The following is a 16,029-nucleotide window of genomic DNA, read 5'->3' on the forward strand; positions in this document are numbered from 1 at the left end:
TACTTTGATATTAAATGATAGCATCTAAAATCATATTATTCTGTACTTATTCTGTACTAATAATATTTTTAAATTCACTATCTTTAAGGCATCAAATTTGTGGATAATGGCAATTATAAAGATAGTTCTACGTAAGAATATGATGAGAAAGGACGGCACTATTCCTTTAGCCATACGAATTAGTGAGAATTATAAAACCAATTACAAATGGTTAGGACAATATGTGCTTGAAAAAGATTGGGATAAGATTTCTCAAAAAGTCAAGAGAACACATCCAAATGCCAAAAAGCTTAATAACTTCTTACTAAAAAAACTTACTGAAACCAACGACATCTATTTCGATTCAAAAAAAACATTATCTCCCAAGCAAGTTAAAGAAAAACTAAAAGGACCAGGTGGCACGCAATCATTTTTTGAATTTGCAGCAAAACGAGTTGAACGCAAGTTTAATAAAAAAGTGTACTCAGTTGCCAAATCTGAAATGTCTATCCTTTATAACCTTTCGGAGTTTTTATCTAAAGATGACTCCTTGACTATTGAACAATCACGCATTGAAATTAAAAAAAGACGAAAGGAAAGAATTAGTAAGGCAAGAAAGAACGAGCTTCACATAAAGGATGCTATTGCTAGTTTTAAGAAAAATAAGAAACTTCTCTTTCAAGATATTTCAGATACATTTATAAAAAACTACAAAGTCTTTTGTAGTTCGCATCTTGAGCATAAGCCAAGAACCGTCACGAACCAACTGATTTTTATACGCACCCTATTTAACAGTGCTATAAAAGAGGGAATTATTGATGCTACCTTCTATCCGTTTTCAGGTGATAATGAAAAAATTAAAATTGGAACAAGTCACAAAATTGGTCTTATTCCAACTGAAGTAGAACGAATTGAATCTCTTAAAGTTGAAAAGCAGTCCAGTATGTGGCATACCAAAAATATATGGCTCACAGCATTTTACTTTGCCGGGATTAGAATATCTGATGCTGTGCAATTGAAGTGGTCTGAAATCAAGGATGGTAGGCTTTTGTACACAATGGATAAAAACAAAAAGCCCGTTAGCTTAAAAATCTCAGATAAAGCCTTAAGAATCATAAACAGTTATAAATCGCAGAAGAATGAAAATAACGGTTACGTATTCCCTTTTCTTAAAGACGTGAACCCACAGGATGAAGAAGATTTGTTCCGAAAAATCAGAAATGCCACCAAGCTTTTCAATAAATATTTAAAGCGTATCGCTTCTGCCTGTGATATCGACAAGAACTTATCTAATCATATTGCGAGACATACTTTTGGTAATATTGCAGGTGATAGAATTCATCCACAGATGCTACAAAAATTGTATAGACATAGCGATTTGAAAACTACCTTGAATTACCAGGCAAATTTCATCCACAAGGAGACAGACGAGGCTTTGGAGCGTGTGATAAATTTTTAATTCCGTAACTTTAAAGTGAATTTCAACAATATTAATAACTGATATTGAGATACTTAATACATCCTTATGATACATATTTTCACCACAGGCGGAACTATTGAAGGATTGGATTATGTAGATGATAAAAATTCGAAAAGCCAACCTATAACCACTATTGATAGTTTTCTGAAAGCATCTAACATTTCAATCGACTATACTATCGAGAATGTTTTCCAAAAAGATAGTAGGCATATAAATGATGCAGATAGAAAATTACTTCTCGATAAAATTGAGGCCTCAGATTCTCAAAAAATACTAATCACCCACGGTACATTCACTATGGAGCATACTGCCCGTTTTCTCGGGCAAATGCAACTTGGCAAAACGATAGTACTTGTAGGTTCGTTTATATTAGGAACATTAGCTAATACTGATGCTCCATTTAATTTAGGTTATGCAATAAGCTCATTACAATTTCTAAAACCCGATGTTTTTATCGCAATGAATGGCCAGGTATTTCACTGGAAAAACGTTACAAAAAATTTAGAAACTAACACATTTGAGCGTAATGATGATGAATAATGTTTGGTACAGAAATACATTGGACAACGTTCTTCTATCTTTTAATAGATACGGTCATTGTATTGTTTGCATTCTACCAATCTCGAAAGCTAAATCGTAATAGCCTCAAAAGATTCTTATACCTTGGGTTATTATTTATTGCCTATAATGCCTCAGGAGGATTTTTACCCACGGAGAGCTTCCCTGGCCCATTAATCATTCAATACATCATTACGTACGGTGTTGCCATTACCTTATGTGTTTATATTGTTTACTATTTATACAAAGAATATGATTTTGTAGTACTTGCATTTCGCTCATCTATCAGGAATTTGGCTATTGTTGCATTTGGGGGTTTTATTATCCTTTATCTCATACCCTACTTCTTTACAACGTCTTTGAATACAGCACGATTACTTTACACTGTTCCGATATCGATAGTGGCATTTATCTTTCTTGGTATCTTTTACAAACGAATTTCTCATCCCAAAAATCCTAATTCATTCATAGTAAGAAGAAATAAACTTTCAATTATAAGTGTTACTGCTATTGCTTTATTACCCATTTGCACGGTTATAGGAGACTATCAATGGATAACATTTACAATTATGAATATTGCTTTTTATGCCATAAGTGTTATTGAAGTAGATAGACATTTATTTTTTCTTGAGAACAAGAACAAATTATATGAGGTATTTCTTTTCAATAAAGGTAGAACCGAAGCTATAAACGAATCAGAAGTTATCAATGGTAATCTTACGCGTCGGGAGATTGAAATTGCTGTTTCCATATTAAGCAAGCTAAGTTATAAACGAATTGCCGAAGACTTATATATTGCTGAAAGTACCGTATCAAAACACGCTTCAAACATATTTAAGAAAACAGGAGTGAAAAATAGAACGCAATTCACCAAGAGATTTGATTCAAAATAAAACCGCTAAGGCTTATTAAATCTGAATCCGTATATAAATACGCTGTGTTTTCCTGTTAATTTATTCTCAATAGTTTACATTTATGTATCAATATTCAATATGGATATTGATTTGCTAAAAAAAAGAGGAATTGGATATTCCTAACCTACTGTGATTTTGGATTTGAATTGACGCGACTTTTAACGAACTTCTAAATTGACCTCCAGTCCAGTTGGCTATACTGATTGATAGGATGGTTTTGGATTTCGAACAAATAATAGACAGTTATAAAACTGACGTTTCTAACATAGAGCAAAGTAGCGCTAGTATTCTCGATTGTGCCAATAAAATCATCATACGCTCTAGGAATATTCTCAACACATTCAAGAAGCACGTTCAGAAAAATGACTTTAAAGAAACAGATGACGAAATCTATTTCTTCAAGAATACTAAACAAATACCTTTAACGCCCTTAATTTACTATTCCGAAATCCGCTCATTTGAGCTTCAATTCCCTAAAGTGAATCACAAAACTCAAGAGAAATTTGTAGGTGCAAAAATGAGAAAATTGAATCGTTTTTTTACTCATAACCTGGACTTTGTTCAGTATGTAGATAATGGTCTAACGCATTTTGACTTACAATTTTACACGAGAAATTTTATAGACTTCTATCATATTACTTCGTCAGATTTTTATTTTCAAGACCCAGAATTTTCGACTTCTCGGGATATGCTACTTGGAAAGGTAAGCGCTAACAAAAAGCTTATTACATATCTTCAGAAAAGACTAGCTCAACCAGAACAAAATAGCTTAAATGGATATAGTACACACAAGCCCTTGAAGTGGACAGCTTCTAAAACAGGTCTTACCGAACTTATTTACGCTTTGCATTGTAACCGGGTTATCAATAACGGCAATGTAGAAATTAAGGAGATAGTTGCCTCCCTTCAAAAAGTCATACAATTTGACTTAGGTGATTTCTACAAAATATACTCCGAAATTAAATCCCGAAAAATCAGCCGTACCAAGTTCCTAGACGACCTATCTGCTGGTCTTATCACGCAGATGAACAACTCTGAAGAATAGCTATGTTTTAACCCGACTCGGGCAGACCTCCTGCTTTTTAGATTTTCTATCAATTTTTAGGATTCCACTTTCGCGAAAGCGTACTCTTCCCTCTCAAATTCAATTAAATCACAGCAAATTTCAAGATGTTAAATTTTTACCGTAGTCGGGTGCTACTGGTGAACAAATCTTGTCAAACACCCTCAATTTTGTCGAACAATATGCAAAACGCATCAAGTAGCTCTAAGTGCTATTTGGAGATTGCCAAACACGTTCGATTATGCCAACAAGTATCATTACCACCGACGACCTCATTGATTTTAAAATGGATTTGCTCAATGAAATAAAGAAGCTACTCCAGAAGCATTCCAATAGCGGACTCAAAAAATATCTGAAATCTTCAGAAGTGATGGACTTGCTCCAGATTAGTCCGGGTACGCTTCAAAATCTCCGCATCAACGGCACACTGCCTTACACAAAAATGGGTGGCATCATCTACTACGAAGCCGATGAAATCCAAAAGGTAATGACTGCAAATCGTGTTCAACATAAAATCGAATAAGAATGTATGAATTACATAAAACATCTCAACGCCGCTTTCCAGAAATTCATACAGGATTCAAGGCTCAACCCTACGCACATCAGTCTATATGTGGCGCTATTTCAATTCTGGAATATCAGCCGTTTTACAGACTGTTTCTATATCAATCGTCAGGAAGTGATGCAGCTTTCAAAAATTGGCTCAAAGGCTACATACCATCGATGCTTACAGCAATTAGACACTTGGGAGTACATAAAATACTTGCCCTCGCACAACCCATTTAAAGGTAGTCAGGTCAAGATGCTCATTTTTGATACAACCTCTGAACTAGCTGTGCACCACTATGAAACAAGTGATGAACAAGCACAGGTATCTAATACAAACAATAATCAAACTATAGAAAACAGTAAACAAACTAAGCTACCTAAAAATGAAATGGAAGTCATTGATTTTTTTAAATCCAAAGAATGGTCGGCTACAGAAGCATTAAAATTTTACAACCACTACCAAGCCATAGGCTGGAAAATTGGTGGTAAAGTAGAAATTGTGGATTGGCGAGCCTCGGCTGGCAATTGGATAATAAAAGCCGATGCCATTGAAAACGAAAAAGAACTGTCTCAAAACAAGGACAACTTAAGAACTACTAAAACAAAAGACTATGGTCAACCCCTCTAAAATAATTGAAGGTGGCGTGGAATATTCGCTAGGGACATTTGATGGAAAAAGTGTAGAGTACGACTTCCAGAAAATTCTCGTCTATCTCGATTCTAAAGGGAAGCTCCTATTCGGCAAGCACTTTAAAATTTATGATGATGACCGTGATATCATCCTGAAGCTTTGTAACTATTTCGTAAGGGACCAAAAGGCCTGTGAAGAAAACGAAATAGACCTTGATAAGGGTATTTTACTTTCTGGTCCAGTGGGCTGCGGTAAAACGAGCCTAATGCAACTTCTTAAGCATCTAGTGCCACACCAACGACCCTATAGCCTTATTCCATCACGAAACATTGTCTTTGCCTTTAACCACCTTGGTTACAAGACGATTGAAGATTACGGTAATGGCTCATTTTTCTGTTTTGACGATTTGGGTGTAGAACCCATAGGCAGGCATTACGGTAAAGATTGTAATGTGATGGGCGAAGTCATTCTCTCACGCTACGAGCTATTTATCTCAAACAAAATAAAAACCCACGCCACTACAAACCTTAATGCGCAAGAACTGGAAGACCTCTATGGAAATCGAGTGCGGAGCCGTATGCGCCAATTGTTTAACCTTATTGCATTTCACAAAAATGCCAATGACAAAAGAAAGTAATTATGAAAATAGCCACGTACAATATTCAGAACCTTTTCCATAGAGATAAGAGCCTTATGAAGCAATCCATAAGTAAATCAATGAGCGATTGGATAACCGAGCTTGATACGCTTATGCGAAAGCCAAAGACCAATGTGCCAGAGCAAGACCGTATACGAGAATTATCTTTCTTGATTGGGTTTGAAAAGACAAGCCAAAGACCCTATGCTGTAATGCGCAGAAAAGCAGGATTGCTTTATATGAAAGGCATACACCACTCCGTGGAAACCAAAGCCAGCGAACTCACGAATTGGAACGGTTGGATTACTCTACAAACCCTACCTATAAAACCATTAGCAACTAAACATAAAGCCCAGGTCATTGCAGATGTAAATGCCGATATCTTATTACTACACGAAGTGGAAGACCGCTCCTCTCTTGAAGAGTTTAATCAGATAATCCTACCCGAGCTAAAATGCAAGCCTTATACCCAATCTTTTGTTATACAAAGCAATGATATGAAAGGATTGGAAACGGCAATTCTATTGAGAGACGGCTATCTCCTCCAAAGTGTAAAAACATATCTGATTGGTGGTTACAGCGATGCCTTTCAACATCTTTTAGAGTTTGAAATCACCACACCCACTTCTCAAAAAATTTGGGTTTTAGGCATTTATTTAGCCAAGCAAGATGTGGATTTAAAAACTGCTGATGTGATTAGAAAAAGCCAAGTCAAGAACATTGCTAGTATTTATGAAAAGTTGACTACCGAAGGAAAGGAAAATGTCATCATCACGGGAACATTTAATGCCCCATCCTATTGCGATTCATTATCACCATTAGTACAACAAACCGATGTAAAAGACATTACAAAACACCTCTCCTTTGAGGTGGATATAGACGAAGGAGATGATGCCACATACTTTAGATTAGGGGCGTATCGATTAGGCGTAAACATAAAGCAAAAAGACTATATGTTACTGTCCCCAGCACTTTACAAAAAGATGACGGATAGTGGTCTCAACCGCAAAGCGGTTTGGCCAGTAAAACGTCCACAATGGACTATCTATAAAAGCATTACCAACAAAACCCTAGCAGCAAGCGAGCATCCTGTGGTTTGGGGGAGGATGGAAATTTGAAATGAAAAATATATAAATACTCTGTTCTATTATGCCGCTATTTGATTGCTTTTGATAAAGATTCTAGGGATAAGAGGAAGCTAATGGATAATCTAGTGCTTGACTTCATCTGCTAACCACACACCATATTTTTTCCAAAGTTCATACATCACAAGCCACTCGGATATCCAAGGTATAACATCCACAAAATTCAAGTCCAAATGTGGTGATAAATCTTTGGGATAGTAAAGGCACAAACTATTTCCAGGATATAGATGTGGTGTTTTGCCAAACTTGATTTGACTATCATTTAGCACATAAACCCTTTCTTTTCGCCCTTTCCTATTGATATTATACTCGACAAGAATCTCATATTCTTTTTTGCATCCATTGGGTCTGATTTTTCCTTTTCCCAACAATTTTCCATCGGTGATGACAGTTTTAAGCCAAGGAAAGTGTTTATCTAAATAGTCTTTTTGGATATGTGCCGCAATATAATTCTTCTGTATATCCTTTTTACCCGAATTCAAATTTAATTCTACACCACCGTAGTTTCTATTCGGTTTGCTAGGGTAGCCTGAATCTCTAGAAATTCTTCCTCGGTCGTTAACATAACTTTTACCAGATAGTATAGCAAGACCTGCTTTTTCTAATTCATTTTTACCATTTCTAGATAAGTTTTCTATTTGAGACTTTAAAATGGTTTTAGTTCTAGTACTGCCAAACAAGTCTTCCGCAACACTAAAGTTCCCATTTTTTAACTGCTCCCATTTTTCTTTATAGCTCCTAACAAAACTGATGAATTGAGTGTAGAATTCTTTATCCTTATCCCACTTTTCAGTAAAATCCTCATCTTCATTTACTGGATTCAGAACCTTAATTCTTTTGTAAACTCCACTACTTTCATAAAGCTTTTCATAGCTAGTGTAGCGTTCTAATATCCTATTTAGCGTATTATCAATTGTTTCATAAATTGATGCTTCACCTTGATATAATTCTCCAAAAATTGTAGTCAATACGATACTTGATGTTTTATGCTTTGGTTTTTTTTCAAAGAAAATATCTCTGTATCGTTTAGTAAGCTGTACTGAACGTTTTAGTGGTTCTTTTTCATAAATATTCTCATCTGGAAGGTCCTCTTGTTCTGCTTTGGCTTCTGATAGAGTAACATAATCACTGAATGCTTTTCGTAACAAAACTGGTTCACGAATACCTTCAGCTTTATCAGTAAACCATTTAGCATACCCTTTGGGAAAGGAAGAAGTCCAAGTTGCTAGTTCACGGTCGGGTACCATAATTTTATCTTCGAATGGGATGATTATACAACCAGGTAAGATGTCTAAATGAAAATCCCCGGCGTAATTTATTCTTGCGCACCTGTTCTTTTTTAGAAGTTTTGGCCTATAAACCTCATTGCTAGTGAAGACACGTATGAGGTGATTGTAAATCTCCGACGAAGTATAGTTCCTGTATGAATCCTTAATTTGAACCACAATATCTAAATCAAATTCATCCTTTCCTATTGGCTTTGTGGTTGTTCCTATAGCTTTTGAACCCTGTGGATAGACTATAAAATCAACCTTAGAGAAAAATACTGGGTCCGCCTTTAGAACATCATAGATGGCATTGTAAGCAGTCTCCATCTTATTTGACCTTGTTTCGTCAAGCTCCAGCGACTCAGCAAGTCTTGCCAATAAGTCCTCACGCTGAAAACCATTTCTATATAAGTAATCTTGAAAATTCATTTACAATATGTATTTAGAGTGTTGTCCTATTCTTGTTTTATGTTCGTCAAAGCATTCTTTTTTTATATCATCCTCAGTAACGAAAGCATATTTCTCATTAAATGAGCTGCTTTTTAATAGTTTTTTAAATTCTTTTAACTGCTTTGTATTTAGCTCAATCTGGAAAATATCGTAAATCAAAGTATGGTACTGCTCATCCTTAAAACGTGTTTGTTTGCATAAAACATTTTCCTCTGTCCCGAGATATTCCGCCCTAATGGATTTGAAATTAGTAGCACTTAAAATTTGAGTTTCAACCAATTCTTCTGAAAATTCTCGCCATACCCCATTTTCTCTGTCCTTTCGAGAATAGAACCAGCTGATAATTTTTGGGATGAATTTTGCGCTAACAAAAAACCGTAGGTCTCTAGGGTTCTTTCCATCTGCCTTAGGGGCTGCCTTCCAGTCCTTGTATAAATCCTTATTGCCAACCAATTTATAAACCCCTCCAACTGGCTGATATTGATTAATCTTAGCACCCTTGACCAAAAAATACTTTTCATCACCAGGTATTTTTATTCTGAGCAGGTAACTTAGAGATACATATACCTTTTTGTTTGGAATTAAAAGGAAACACTTTAAGGCAATCCAAAAGTATTTCCCTTGTGCCTTGACGATTTCTATAATACCTGTAAAGCATCCGATTACAACCGCAAAGGCTGCCGTTACCAAAATTTCTTTGTGAAAATCGTTTACACCCTTTAAATACAGGTAACGATATGCCAAATAGCTAATTGCTATAAGAAATCCGATTAAGTAAAACAAAAAGCGTGTTAGTACTTTACTCATCGCTCGATATAAGTCTTAAAAAGATTACGCTTCCAAGCAACATCAAACCTGTGTTTACTTGACTACTCTTTTCTTTGCCGTATTGTACCCAATTTGCAAAATGCTCACAATTGAAGCTAAATAAGCTATAACGCTGACCTAGCTTTTGATACGCCCTCTTAATTGCATTCTGAATGTCAAAATGCCCCCCTCTAAACTTTCGGATTCTCACAGGTTCGTACTCTTGCAGTAGTTCCATAAGTTCATTCTGTGGGATAATCTTAACCGCGCCTTTAAGATTGCCTATAAAAACCCCATTACCTAAATAAACTACATAATGGTCCAGTATTCCTCCTAGACCGTTTCTCTTTTTAGCCACTATTACATCGACAGGGTCTAATTGGTTAATCAATTGTAAGTACTTTTTCATATTACTGTGTATTACTTTTCCTTTCTTACTCCTTTAAATGGTTTTTTACTTGATGTCTTTCCATCCATAAACTTACCGGTTTCTGAATCACGCTTGGTCCAAATCCCAGTTTTAGGGTTTTTTACTTGAGACCTTTTCTTAACTGCTCCGTGCCTGCGGTTGTCTCCGCTTTTTCCATTTGTTGCCATAATAAAATGTTAAAAAATATGCTTAGTTTTGTTTTTGCGTGTTACGCCAACCTTAGTACGCAAAACCATCCCCAACGCTTTTTCGTACCATTAATGAAACCAACCAATGTCTGATTGGAAAAAACTAAAAGATGAACACACTTTACGACTTACCGAGATTTATCAGGATAAGAGCAACCCCCTATCCTTAAGAGAAAATGCCTTTCACGCGCTGACCCACAGATTTAAAGATGATATTTTAAAAAAATGTGAGATTAGATGTAAAAGATTTGGTCACGACATCAATGTTGCCGAACAAGTTGCTACCGCAACTTTTAAGTCTTATGCAGAAAAAGGAAAGTTCGAAATTAACCCTGAAGATGAAGCAGATGTAGATTACTTATTTGTGGGTTATTTAGTGGGTATAGTAAAAATAGAACTCACTAACTATTACAGACAACAACAGAGAAAACTTAATTACCCTTATGATGGTTCCGAAGAAATTGTTACCGACATTCCTGACGTTGATGGTATGGAAATGAATCTAGAGCAACAAATTCTAATTAAGGCGATACATTCACTTACGCCTTCCCAAAGAGCGGTTTATCTAACATACAAGCAATACGAAATAGACGGTTTTAATCTACCAAATAAACTACTTAAAAAACTTCGAGAACATCTAGGTGGTGTCAAACAGCCTACGATTCGTGGCTTGAAAAAGGAAGCATTAGATAAAATAAAGAATTATACTTCTGCGATGGAAGTAACAAAAGAGTTTTACAATGGAAGAGACTAAGATTAATGAAATATTGATTTCATTGGGTTTTGGCCTTCCCCAAAGTCCAGATGAAATAAAAGCTTTTGACGATACATTCAAGTCTTGTAAAACAGAATCAAATCCTGAGAAAATAGATTCATACAAGATTTTAGAAGATTTAAGACCTAAAAAAAAAGCAACAAATATTGATTATCACAAGAGGACAGTACTTGCTGCAGAAATTGTATATCAGTTGTACCAAGAAAATACGCTCGGACATTTAAAGCTTCAGAAGCTTCTTTATTTGTGTCAAAATTCCGCAAGAATTGATATCCACGCCAACTTCTTGAAACAAGCTATGGGACCTTACGATAACCGCTTAATGCGCTCAATTGATAAAAAGTTCAAGGAAAATAAATGGTTCTCATATAATCCAAGAGAATATGAAAAATATCAACCTTTAGAGAACTGTGGTGGTCATAAAGAATGGTATGAACGCTATTTCAATCAACAACTCTCTGAAATAGACTTTATAATTACTAAGTTTCGAAAGACTAAAACTAGAGCCATAGAATTGATTGCCACCATTTTTGCTTGCTGGAAAGAAGTTATTGATGAAAAGCAACTACTTACTGATGAGATTTTAGTTTATAAATTTTACCAGTGGCATCCTGATAAATCAAAATTTAATAAAGATGAAATTCTGCAAACTATCGCTTTTATGAAAAATGATGGTTTTCACCCCAATCAACAGTAGCTTATTGTTTAGATAAAGACAGAATAAAATTCAAAATAGAAAGGATTATCTCCTTCAAACACAGAACAACTTCTATATAGAGTTCCTTCATAACTCAAAACATTTAATAAGCGATTCTAGGACCACCAATGCCAGTGTATCCTGCTTATCACTCTGTTCTAAATAATTCGCTTCATCCATAGCGGACAAAAACCCTAGTTCTACAAGAACAGCAGGACAAACCGAATGTGTCTCTCGCAACACCTGAAAATTGGCTTGCTTGATACCTCTTGTTTTAAAACCTAATTTCACTTTGGCTTCTGCTTGGATTTGATAAGCTATAAACGTCGAACTCCTTTTGTAAATGCTCTCCTCCTCGAAGACATAAACTTCCATCCCTTTCGCGAAAGCGTTATTCGCTTGATTGCAATGCAGGGATATAAAGACGTCTGGTTTTAAAACCTGGGCTAACTTGCTTCTATTGCCTAGAGCTATCAAGGTATCTCTATATCTGGTAAGATATATTTCAAAGCTATTCTCAAAAAAGAGTGTATTAAATTGCTGAATCTTCAAAGCAATATGCAGCACTATATCCTTTTCCTTAATACCATTACCGCTAACGGCTCCATAATCTGTTCCACCGTGTCCAGGGTCAATAAGCACTATTGGTTTTCTGGATAATCTTTGGCTATGGATTGGCGTAACCAGCAGACAAGTAATTAGACTTAATATGGCAAGCAGATGAACTCTCATTTTTTAAATTCTGTTTTACACAAAATGCAATGATTTCATTCTTTCCATAGGAATCTTCCAAAATTTAACAGCGCGCTACGTTAAATTTTAGGGGATTTTCTACATAACCATCCTCTCATAATAGATTTCGCAAAATTCTAATAATCACGCCGTAAGGCTAAATCGAAATCATTATGAAAAATTCAATTCTTATGCTATTGGCTTTACTCTTTGTAACTGCTCCTAGCTTCGCGCAAATTGGTGGTATTGAAGACTCCGTAAACGATGTTGGCGATACCATAAGAGCCATCTTCCCGATTCTCTTGGGGGTCATCTTCCTTGTAGGTTTTCTCTTTAATGCCGGGCATTTCTTTGGCGAGAATGCCGACCTGAAGAAAGGAATTACTAGAGTATTGGTATTTGTTCTTATCGCAGGAGCTGTAGTGGGCATCTTTACTTACCTAATAGGCATCGTAGTATAGTGAAGCGATTCGAAGTCTATAAAAATATTAGGAAGCGGGCAATGATTTTTGGATTGCCCGTGTCCCTGTTTGCTCTAATGATGGTAGCTATCATTGCATCGCTTTTAGTTATCATCTTTTCCTTCAGCTTCAGTATCATCATCGGTGTACTCGTTTTCAACGCTGGACTTTATATAGGTCTTACTCGATTTGCTCATAATCCGCAGCTACTTCAATTCGCAAAGGTTTTCCCAAGAATCATCAGCAATAAAAAATCATCTGCCTTGTATTATGAATAAAATAAATCTCGCCGCATATCATCCTATCATTGACATTCAAGACAATGTTGTTTTTGCCAACAATGGCAATGTGGTACTATGCTATAAAGGCAGTTTGCCCGAAATCTATTCCTTATCTGAAAAAGACTTTGAAGATATGCACGGTTCCTGGTTTCAGGCTTTAAAATCGTTGCCTACTGGCTGCGTAGTTCACAAACAAGATGTGTACATAAAACAAAACTACACCGCAGAACAATTACCAAACAAAACCTTTCTTGAGAAAGCAACACACGCACACTTTAAAGGTCGGGAGTATATGGAACATCAATCGTATCTGTTCTTTATTCTCACCAAAAACAATGCATTAAATAACAACAAATATGTGAATCCGTTTCGGAAAGTTTCTGAAAAAGCAATTCAAGAAATGGGTGATAACGTCAAGGCTTTTGTTGGGGCTGTGAATGACTCTATTTCCTTTATTAATAATAGCCGGAAAATGGAATTCTTACCCTTAACAGAACAGGAAATCCATACGCATACAAACAACTACTTCAACGGATTTAACAATGGTCTTGATACAGACATTATACTGGACAAAACCAATGCTAACATCGGTGAGCATTACTTTGATACTCTTGCCATAAATAGCGAATTGTGCTTTGGCGAAAGCGTACAAACGAGTAAAACGAATGACAAATTTACTTCGGATGATTTTGTCTTTCATCAAGGCTTTATTGATGGTTTGGGATTGACTTTAAATGAGAATCATATTGTCAATCAAATTATCTATCTCGATGACAAACAAAAGTGGCGCAAGTTGCTCGATAAAAAAGTAGAAGAACTTAATAAAAGTTCCAACTTTGGTTCACAGAATAAAGTCGTTCTTGGAAAAATACAGCACATCCTTGACCAGATAAATGCTGATGACCGTGCCCGTGTCATAAGAGGACATTTGAATATCGTGTACTGGCATACCAATCCAGAACAACTCAACCGCATCGCATCTAAAATCAAAACCGAGTTTAAGGAGCTTGATATCATCCCGTATTATCCTCGTGGCGAAGAACGCAAGAACTATTTTTTGAATAGTTACTTCTGCCATTCTTCAAATTTTTCAAATGAGGATGTGTACGTAACCGACTTGAAACACGCCTTATGCTTGCTGATTAACAACAGTAATTATAAGTCGGATAAAACAGGCATCATCTTCAATGACCGTGAACACAATATTCCAGTTCTAAAGGATGTTTGGGACGAGCGTAAAAAACGCATCAAAGCTCGGAACTTTGCCATTTTTGCACCAACGGGTGAAGGAAAATCTTTTTTGGCCAATAACATCCTACGTCAGTACTTTGAAAGTGGCGTCCGCCTGGTCATTATTGATTTAGGTGGTTCGTACACCAAGTTTGCCAAACTCTATCCCGAACAGTACACAGTGCTGCGTTATGAAAGTGGACAGAATCTTGGTATCAATCCATTTTACATCAGCAATCAAAAGGATATCACACCAGAGCGATTAGAAGACCTTTCCGTTTTCTTATTCGAGTTGTTTGCTTCAGATTTAAAAGTGACCAAAGCGCAATCGGTTTCTGTAAAAAAGATTCTTCGCCACTACTATAAGCAAACAGCTTTAGGGCATTCCCTAAATAACTTTTACGCCTTTATCGAAGCTAATCAAGGACAACTATTGCAGCAATTAAAAATACACGAGGACTATTTCAATATTACCAACTTCTTACACATAATGTCTGAATATGTTGGTGACGGATTGTACAGTTTCCTTTTTGAAGTAAGCGAAGACCAGACCTACAAAATAGAAGACAAACGTTTAATAGTTTTTGAGCTAGACGAAGTAAAGGATAACAAGGAAATCCTTTCCGTAATGCTTAAGCTTATTAAATCTGCCATACAACGGACCATTTGGAGAAACCGCGCTGAAAAAGGCATCATTCTTTTCGATGAGTTTGCAAAACAATTGAAGTTTGACAATGTACTGGAAAGTGTGGAATTCTACTATCAAGCGATTAGAAAACAGAATGGTGCTATTGGTATCATTTTACAATCCATCAATCAATTACCTAATAATTCCACTTCGGCTAGTATTCTAGAAAATACGCAAGTCATTTACAGTCTGAATAATGAAAAAGGTTATGACGAATTACAAAAACGTCTCAACCTTTCAAGCCACGACTTGAACCAACTAAAATCCATCAAAAACAACCTCACAGGAACTCGAAAGTACACCGAAATGTTCATCAAGATTGGAAAGGAGAGTAACATCTTCCGGTTAGAAGTTCCGAAGAAAGTCTTTGCCGCCTACTTAACCGACGGCGAAGAAAACGACGCCATAATGGCGATTTATAATAAGCATAACTGTATGGAAAAGGCTATCACCGAATACCTTAAAAATGAATATTCATCTTAAAACAAAAACAAATGAAAGCAAAAATCTTAATTATCGTAATGCTATTCCTGGGCAGCTTCAATGCAACCGCTCAGGGAATGCCGGTATATGACAACACCAATTTTATAAGCCTTGCCAAGTCGCTTATAGAATCTGCAAAGCAAACTTCACAGTTATTAAAGACTGTTCAGTTTATGAAAGATGCCAAGGAGAGCATCGAGAAAGTAACAAATGTTGTGAGACAGTTAAAAGCTGTACAGGAAATAGCCAACAATCATCAACAGCTGTTCAATGTATTACAAAGCGACCTCAATGATATTTTAAGCTCCCCATACATCAAAGTAGAGGAAGTAAACGCGATTACCAATTCCTTTAATGCTATTGTGGAAAGCTCACTCGACACTGTAGACTTTATTGATGAAATTCTATCGAGCGATTATTTAAAAATGACAGATGCTGAGCGTGCCGAAATTCTGAAAGCAAAAGAACGTGAGTCTGCTGAAATGGTTGCCGAAATCAACCAAAAGACAAAACGCTATCAAGACATTATCTCCTTTAGAAAAATGCAGGATAAGATTAATAATCGCGCAACATCATACTAAAG

General features: G+C 36.0%; 18 protein-coding genes. 13 read left to right on the forward strand and 5 right to left on the reverse strand.

Annotated features, from left to right (window positions below; genetic code table 11):
* Window positions 1-106: 106 nt before the first annotated feature.
* The 8 genes from BUB95_RS01760 (at window position 107) to BUB95_RS01795 (ending at window position 6,929) form a co-directional block, all read left to right on the forward strand.
* Window positions 107-1,438 (forward strand): tyrosine-type recombinase/integrase, encoded by a 1,332-nt coding sequence (locus BUB95_RS01760; protein ID WP_083573292.1) that lies wholly within the window; start codon window positions 107-109, stop codon window positions 1,436-1,438.
* A 66-nt stretch (window positions 1,439-1,504) separates the two neighbouring features.
* Window positions 1,505-1,999 (forward strand): asparaginase domain-containing protein, encoded by a 495-nt coding sequence (locus BUB95_RS01765; protein WP_073082229.1) that lies wholly within the window; start codon window positions 1,505-1,507, stop codon window positions 1,997-1,999.
* Complete coding sequence (locus tag BUB95_RS01770) at window positions 1,999-2,910, forward strand: response regulator transcription factor (protein ID WP_073082232.1); 912 nt, start codon at window positions 1,999-2,001, stop codon at window positions 2,908-2,910. Before BUB95_RS01765 ends, BUB95_RS01770 begins: the two co-directional genes overlap by 1 nt.
* A 238-nt stretch (window positions 2,911-3,148) precedes the next feature.
* Window positions 3,149-3,976 (forward strand): RteC domain-containing protein, encoded by an 828-nt coding sequence (locus BUB95_RS01775; protein WP_073085007.1) that lies wholly within the window; start codon window positions 3,149-3,151, stop codon window positions 3,974-3,976.
* Between the two features lie 259 nt (window positions 3,977-4,235).
* The gene (locus BUB95_RS01780) at window positions 4,236-4,517 is read left to right on the forward strand and encodes a helix-turn-helix domain-containing protein (protein WP_073082235.1); all 282 of its coding nucleotides are present in this window, start codon (window positions 4,236-4,238) and stop codon (window positions 4,515-4,517) included.
* Between the two features lie 6 nt (window positions 4,518-4,523).
* A complete protein-coding gene (locus BUB95_RS01785; RefSeq protein ID WP_073082237.1) occupies window positions 4,524-5,171 on the forward strand; it encodes a hypothetical protein in 648 nt (215 codons plus the stop codon).
* On the forward strand, window positions 5,155-5,811 hold the full coding sequence (locus BUB95_RS01790) for an ATPase (RefSeq protein ID WP_073082240.1): 657 nt from the start codon (window positions 5,155-5,157) through the stop codon (window positions 5,809-5,811). Before BUB95_RS01785 ends, BUB95_RS01790 begins: the two co-directional genes overlap by 17 nt.
* Window positions 5,812-5,813: 2 nt before the next feature.
* A complete protein-coding gene (locus BUB95_RS01795) occupies window positions 5,814-6,929 on the forward strand; it encodes an exonuclease/endonuclease/phosphatase family protein (protein ID WP_143185551.1) in 1,116 nt (371 codons plus the stop codon).
* Window positions 6,930-7,021: 92 nt separating this feature from the next.
* Here BUB95_RS01795 and BUB95_RS01800 read toward each other — a convergent pair whose 3' ends face one another.
* From BUB95_RS01800 to BUB95_RS14315, 4 genes are read right to left on the reverse strand one after another with little or no spacing between them, the layout of a single operon-like run.
* The gene (locus tag BUB95_RS01800; protein WP_073082246.1) at window positions 7,022-8,653 is read right to left on the reverse strand and encodes a nucleotidyltransferase domain-containing protein; all 1,632 of its coding nucleotides are present in this window, start codon (window positions 8,651-8,653) and stop codon (window positions 7,022-7,024) included.
* The gene (locus BUB95_RS01805; protein ID WP_073082248.1) at window positions 8,654-9,481 is read right to left on the reverse strand and encodes an SMODS-associated NUDIX domain-containing protein; all 828 of its coding nucleotides are present in this window, start codon (window positions 9,479-9,481) and stop codon (window positions 8,654-8,656) included.
* Window positions 9,474-9,890: a lecithin retinol acyltransferase family protein gene (locus tag BUB95_RS01810; RefSeq protein ID WP_073082251.1), complete on the reverse strand. Its 417-nt coding sequence runs from the start codon at window positions 9,888-9,890 to the stop codon at window positions 9,474-9,476. Before BUB95_RS01810 ends, BUB95_RS01805 begins: the two co-directional genes overlap by 8 nt.
* Before the next feature lie 11 nt (window positions 9,891-9,901).
* A complete protein-coding gene (locus BUB95_RS14315; protein ID WP_170257975.1) occupies window positions 9,902-10,078 on the reverse strand; it encodes a hypothetical protein in 177 nt (58 codons plus the stop codon).
* 106 nt (window positions 10,079-10,184) lie between these two features.
* Here BUB95_RS14315 and BUB95_RS01815 point away from each other — a divergent pair, with 106 nt between their 5' ends.
* Both BUB95_RS01815 and BUB95_RS01820 read left to right on the forward strand, forming a co-directional pair.
* A complete protein-coding gene (locus tag BUB95_RS01815) occupies window positions 10,185-10,853 on the forward strand; it encodes a sigma-70 RNA polymerase sigma factor region 4 domain-containing protein (RefSeq protein ID WP_073082254.1) in 669 nt (222 codons plus the stop codon).
* Window positions 10,840-11,571 carry a hypothetical protein gene (locus tag BUB95_RS01820; RefSeq protein WP_073082256.1) on the forward strand — a complete coding sequence of 244 codons (732 nt, stop codon included), beginning with the start codon at window positions 10,840-10,842 and terminating at the stop codon, window positions 11,569-11,571. The genes BUB95_RS01815 and BUB95_RS01820 overlap by 14 nt, the downstream gene beginning before the upstream one ends.
* An 87-nt stretch (window positions 11,572-11,658) precedes the next feature.
* Here the strand turns inward: BUB95_RS01820 and BUB95_RS01825 are convergent, their stop codons facing one another.
* Window positions 11,659-12,303, reverse strand: coding sequence for an N-acetylmuramoyl-L-alanine amidase family protein (locus BUB95_RS01825; RefSeq protein ID WP_073082258.1), 645 nt, complete (start codon window positions 12,301-12,303; stop codon window positions 11,659-11,661).
* A 173-nt stretch (window positions 12,304-12,476) separates the two neighbouring features.
* On the opposite strand from BUB95_RS01825, the gene BUB95_RS01830 reads away from it, so the two are divergent.
* The 3 genes from BUB95_RS01830 (at window position 12,477) to BUB95_RS01845 (ending at window position 16,027) form a co-directional block, all read left to right on the forward strand.
* Window positions 12,477-12,764 (forward strand): hypothetical protein, encoded by a 288-nt coding sequence (locus tag BUB95_RS01830; protein ID WP_073082260.1) that lies wholly within the window; start codon window positions 12,477-12,479, stop codon window positions 12,762-12,764.
* Between the two features lie 270 nt (window positions 12,765-13,034).
* The gene (locus BUB95_RS01840; protein WP_073082264.1) at window positions 13,035-15,446 is read left to right on the forward strand and encodes a TraG family conjugative transposon ATPase; all 2,412 of its coding nucleotides are present in this window, start codon (window positions 13,035-13,037) and stop codon (window positions 15,444-15,446) included.
* Between the two features lie 11 nt (window positions 15,447-15,457).
* Entirely contained in the window at window positions 15,458-16,027 is a 570-nt protein-coding gene (locus BUB95_RS01845) for a conjugal transfer protein (protein ID WP_073082266.1), read from the forward strand.
* The last annotated feature ends 2 nt before the right edge of the window (window positions 16,028-16,029 follow it).

The organism is Winogradskyella jejuensis, assembly GCF_900129745.1.
Taxonomy (GTDB): Bacteria; Bacteroidota; Bacteroidia; order Flavobacteriales; family Flavobacteriaceae; genus Winogradskyella; species Winogradskyella jejuensis.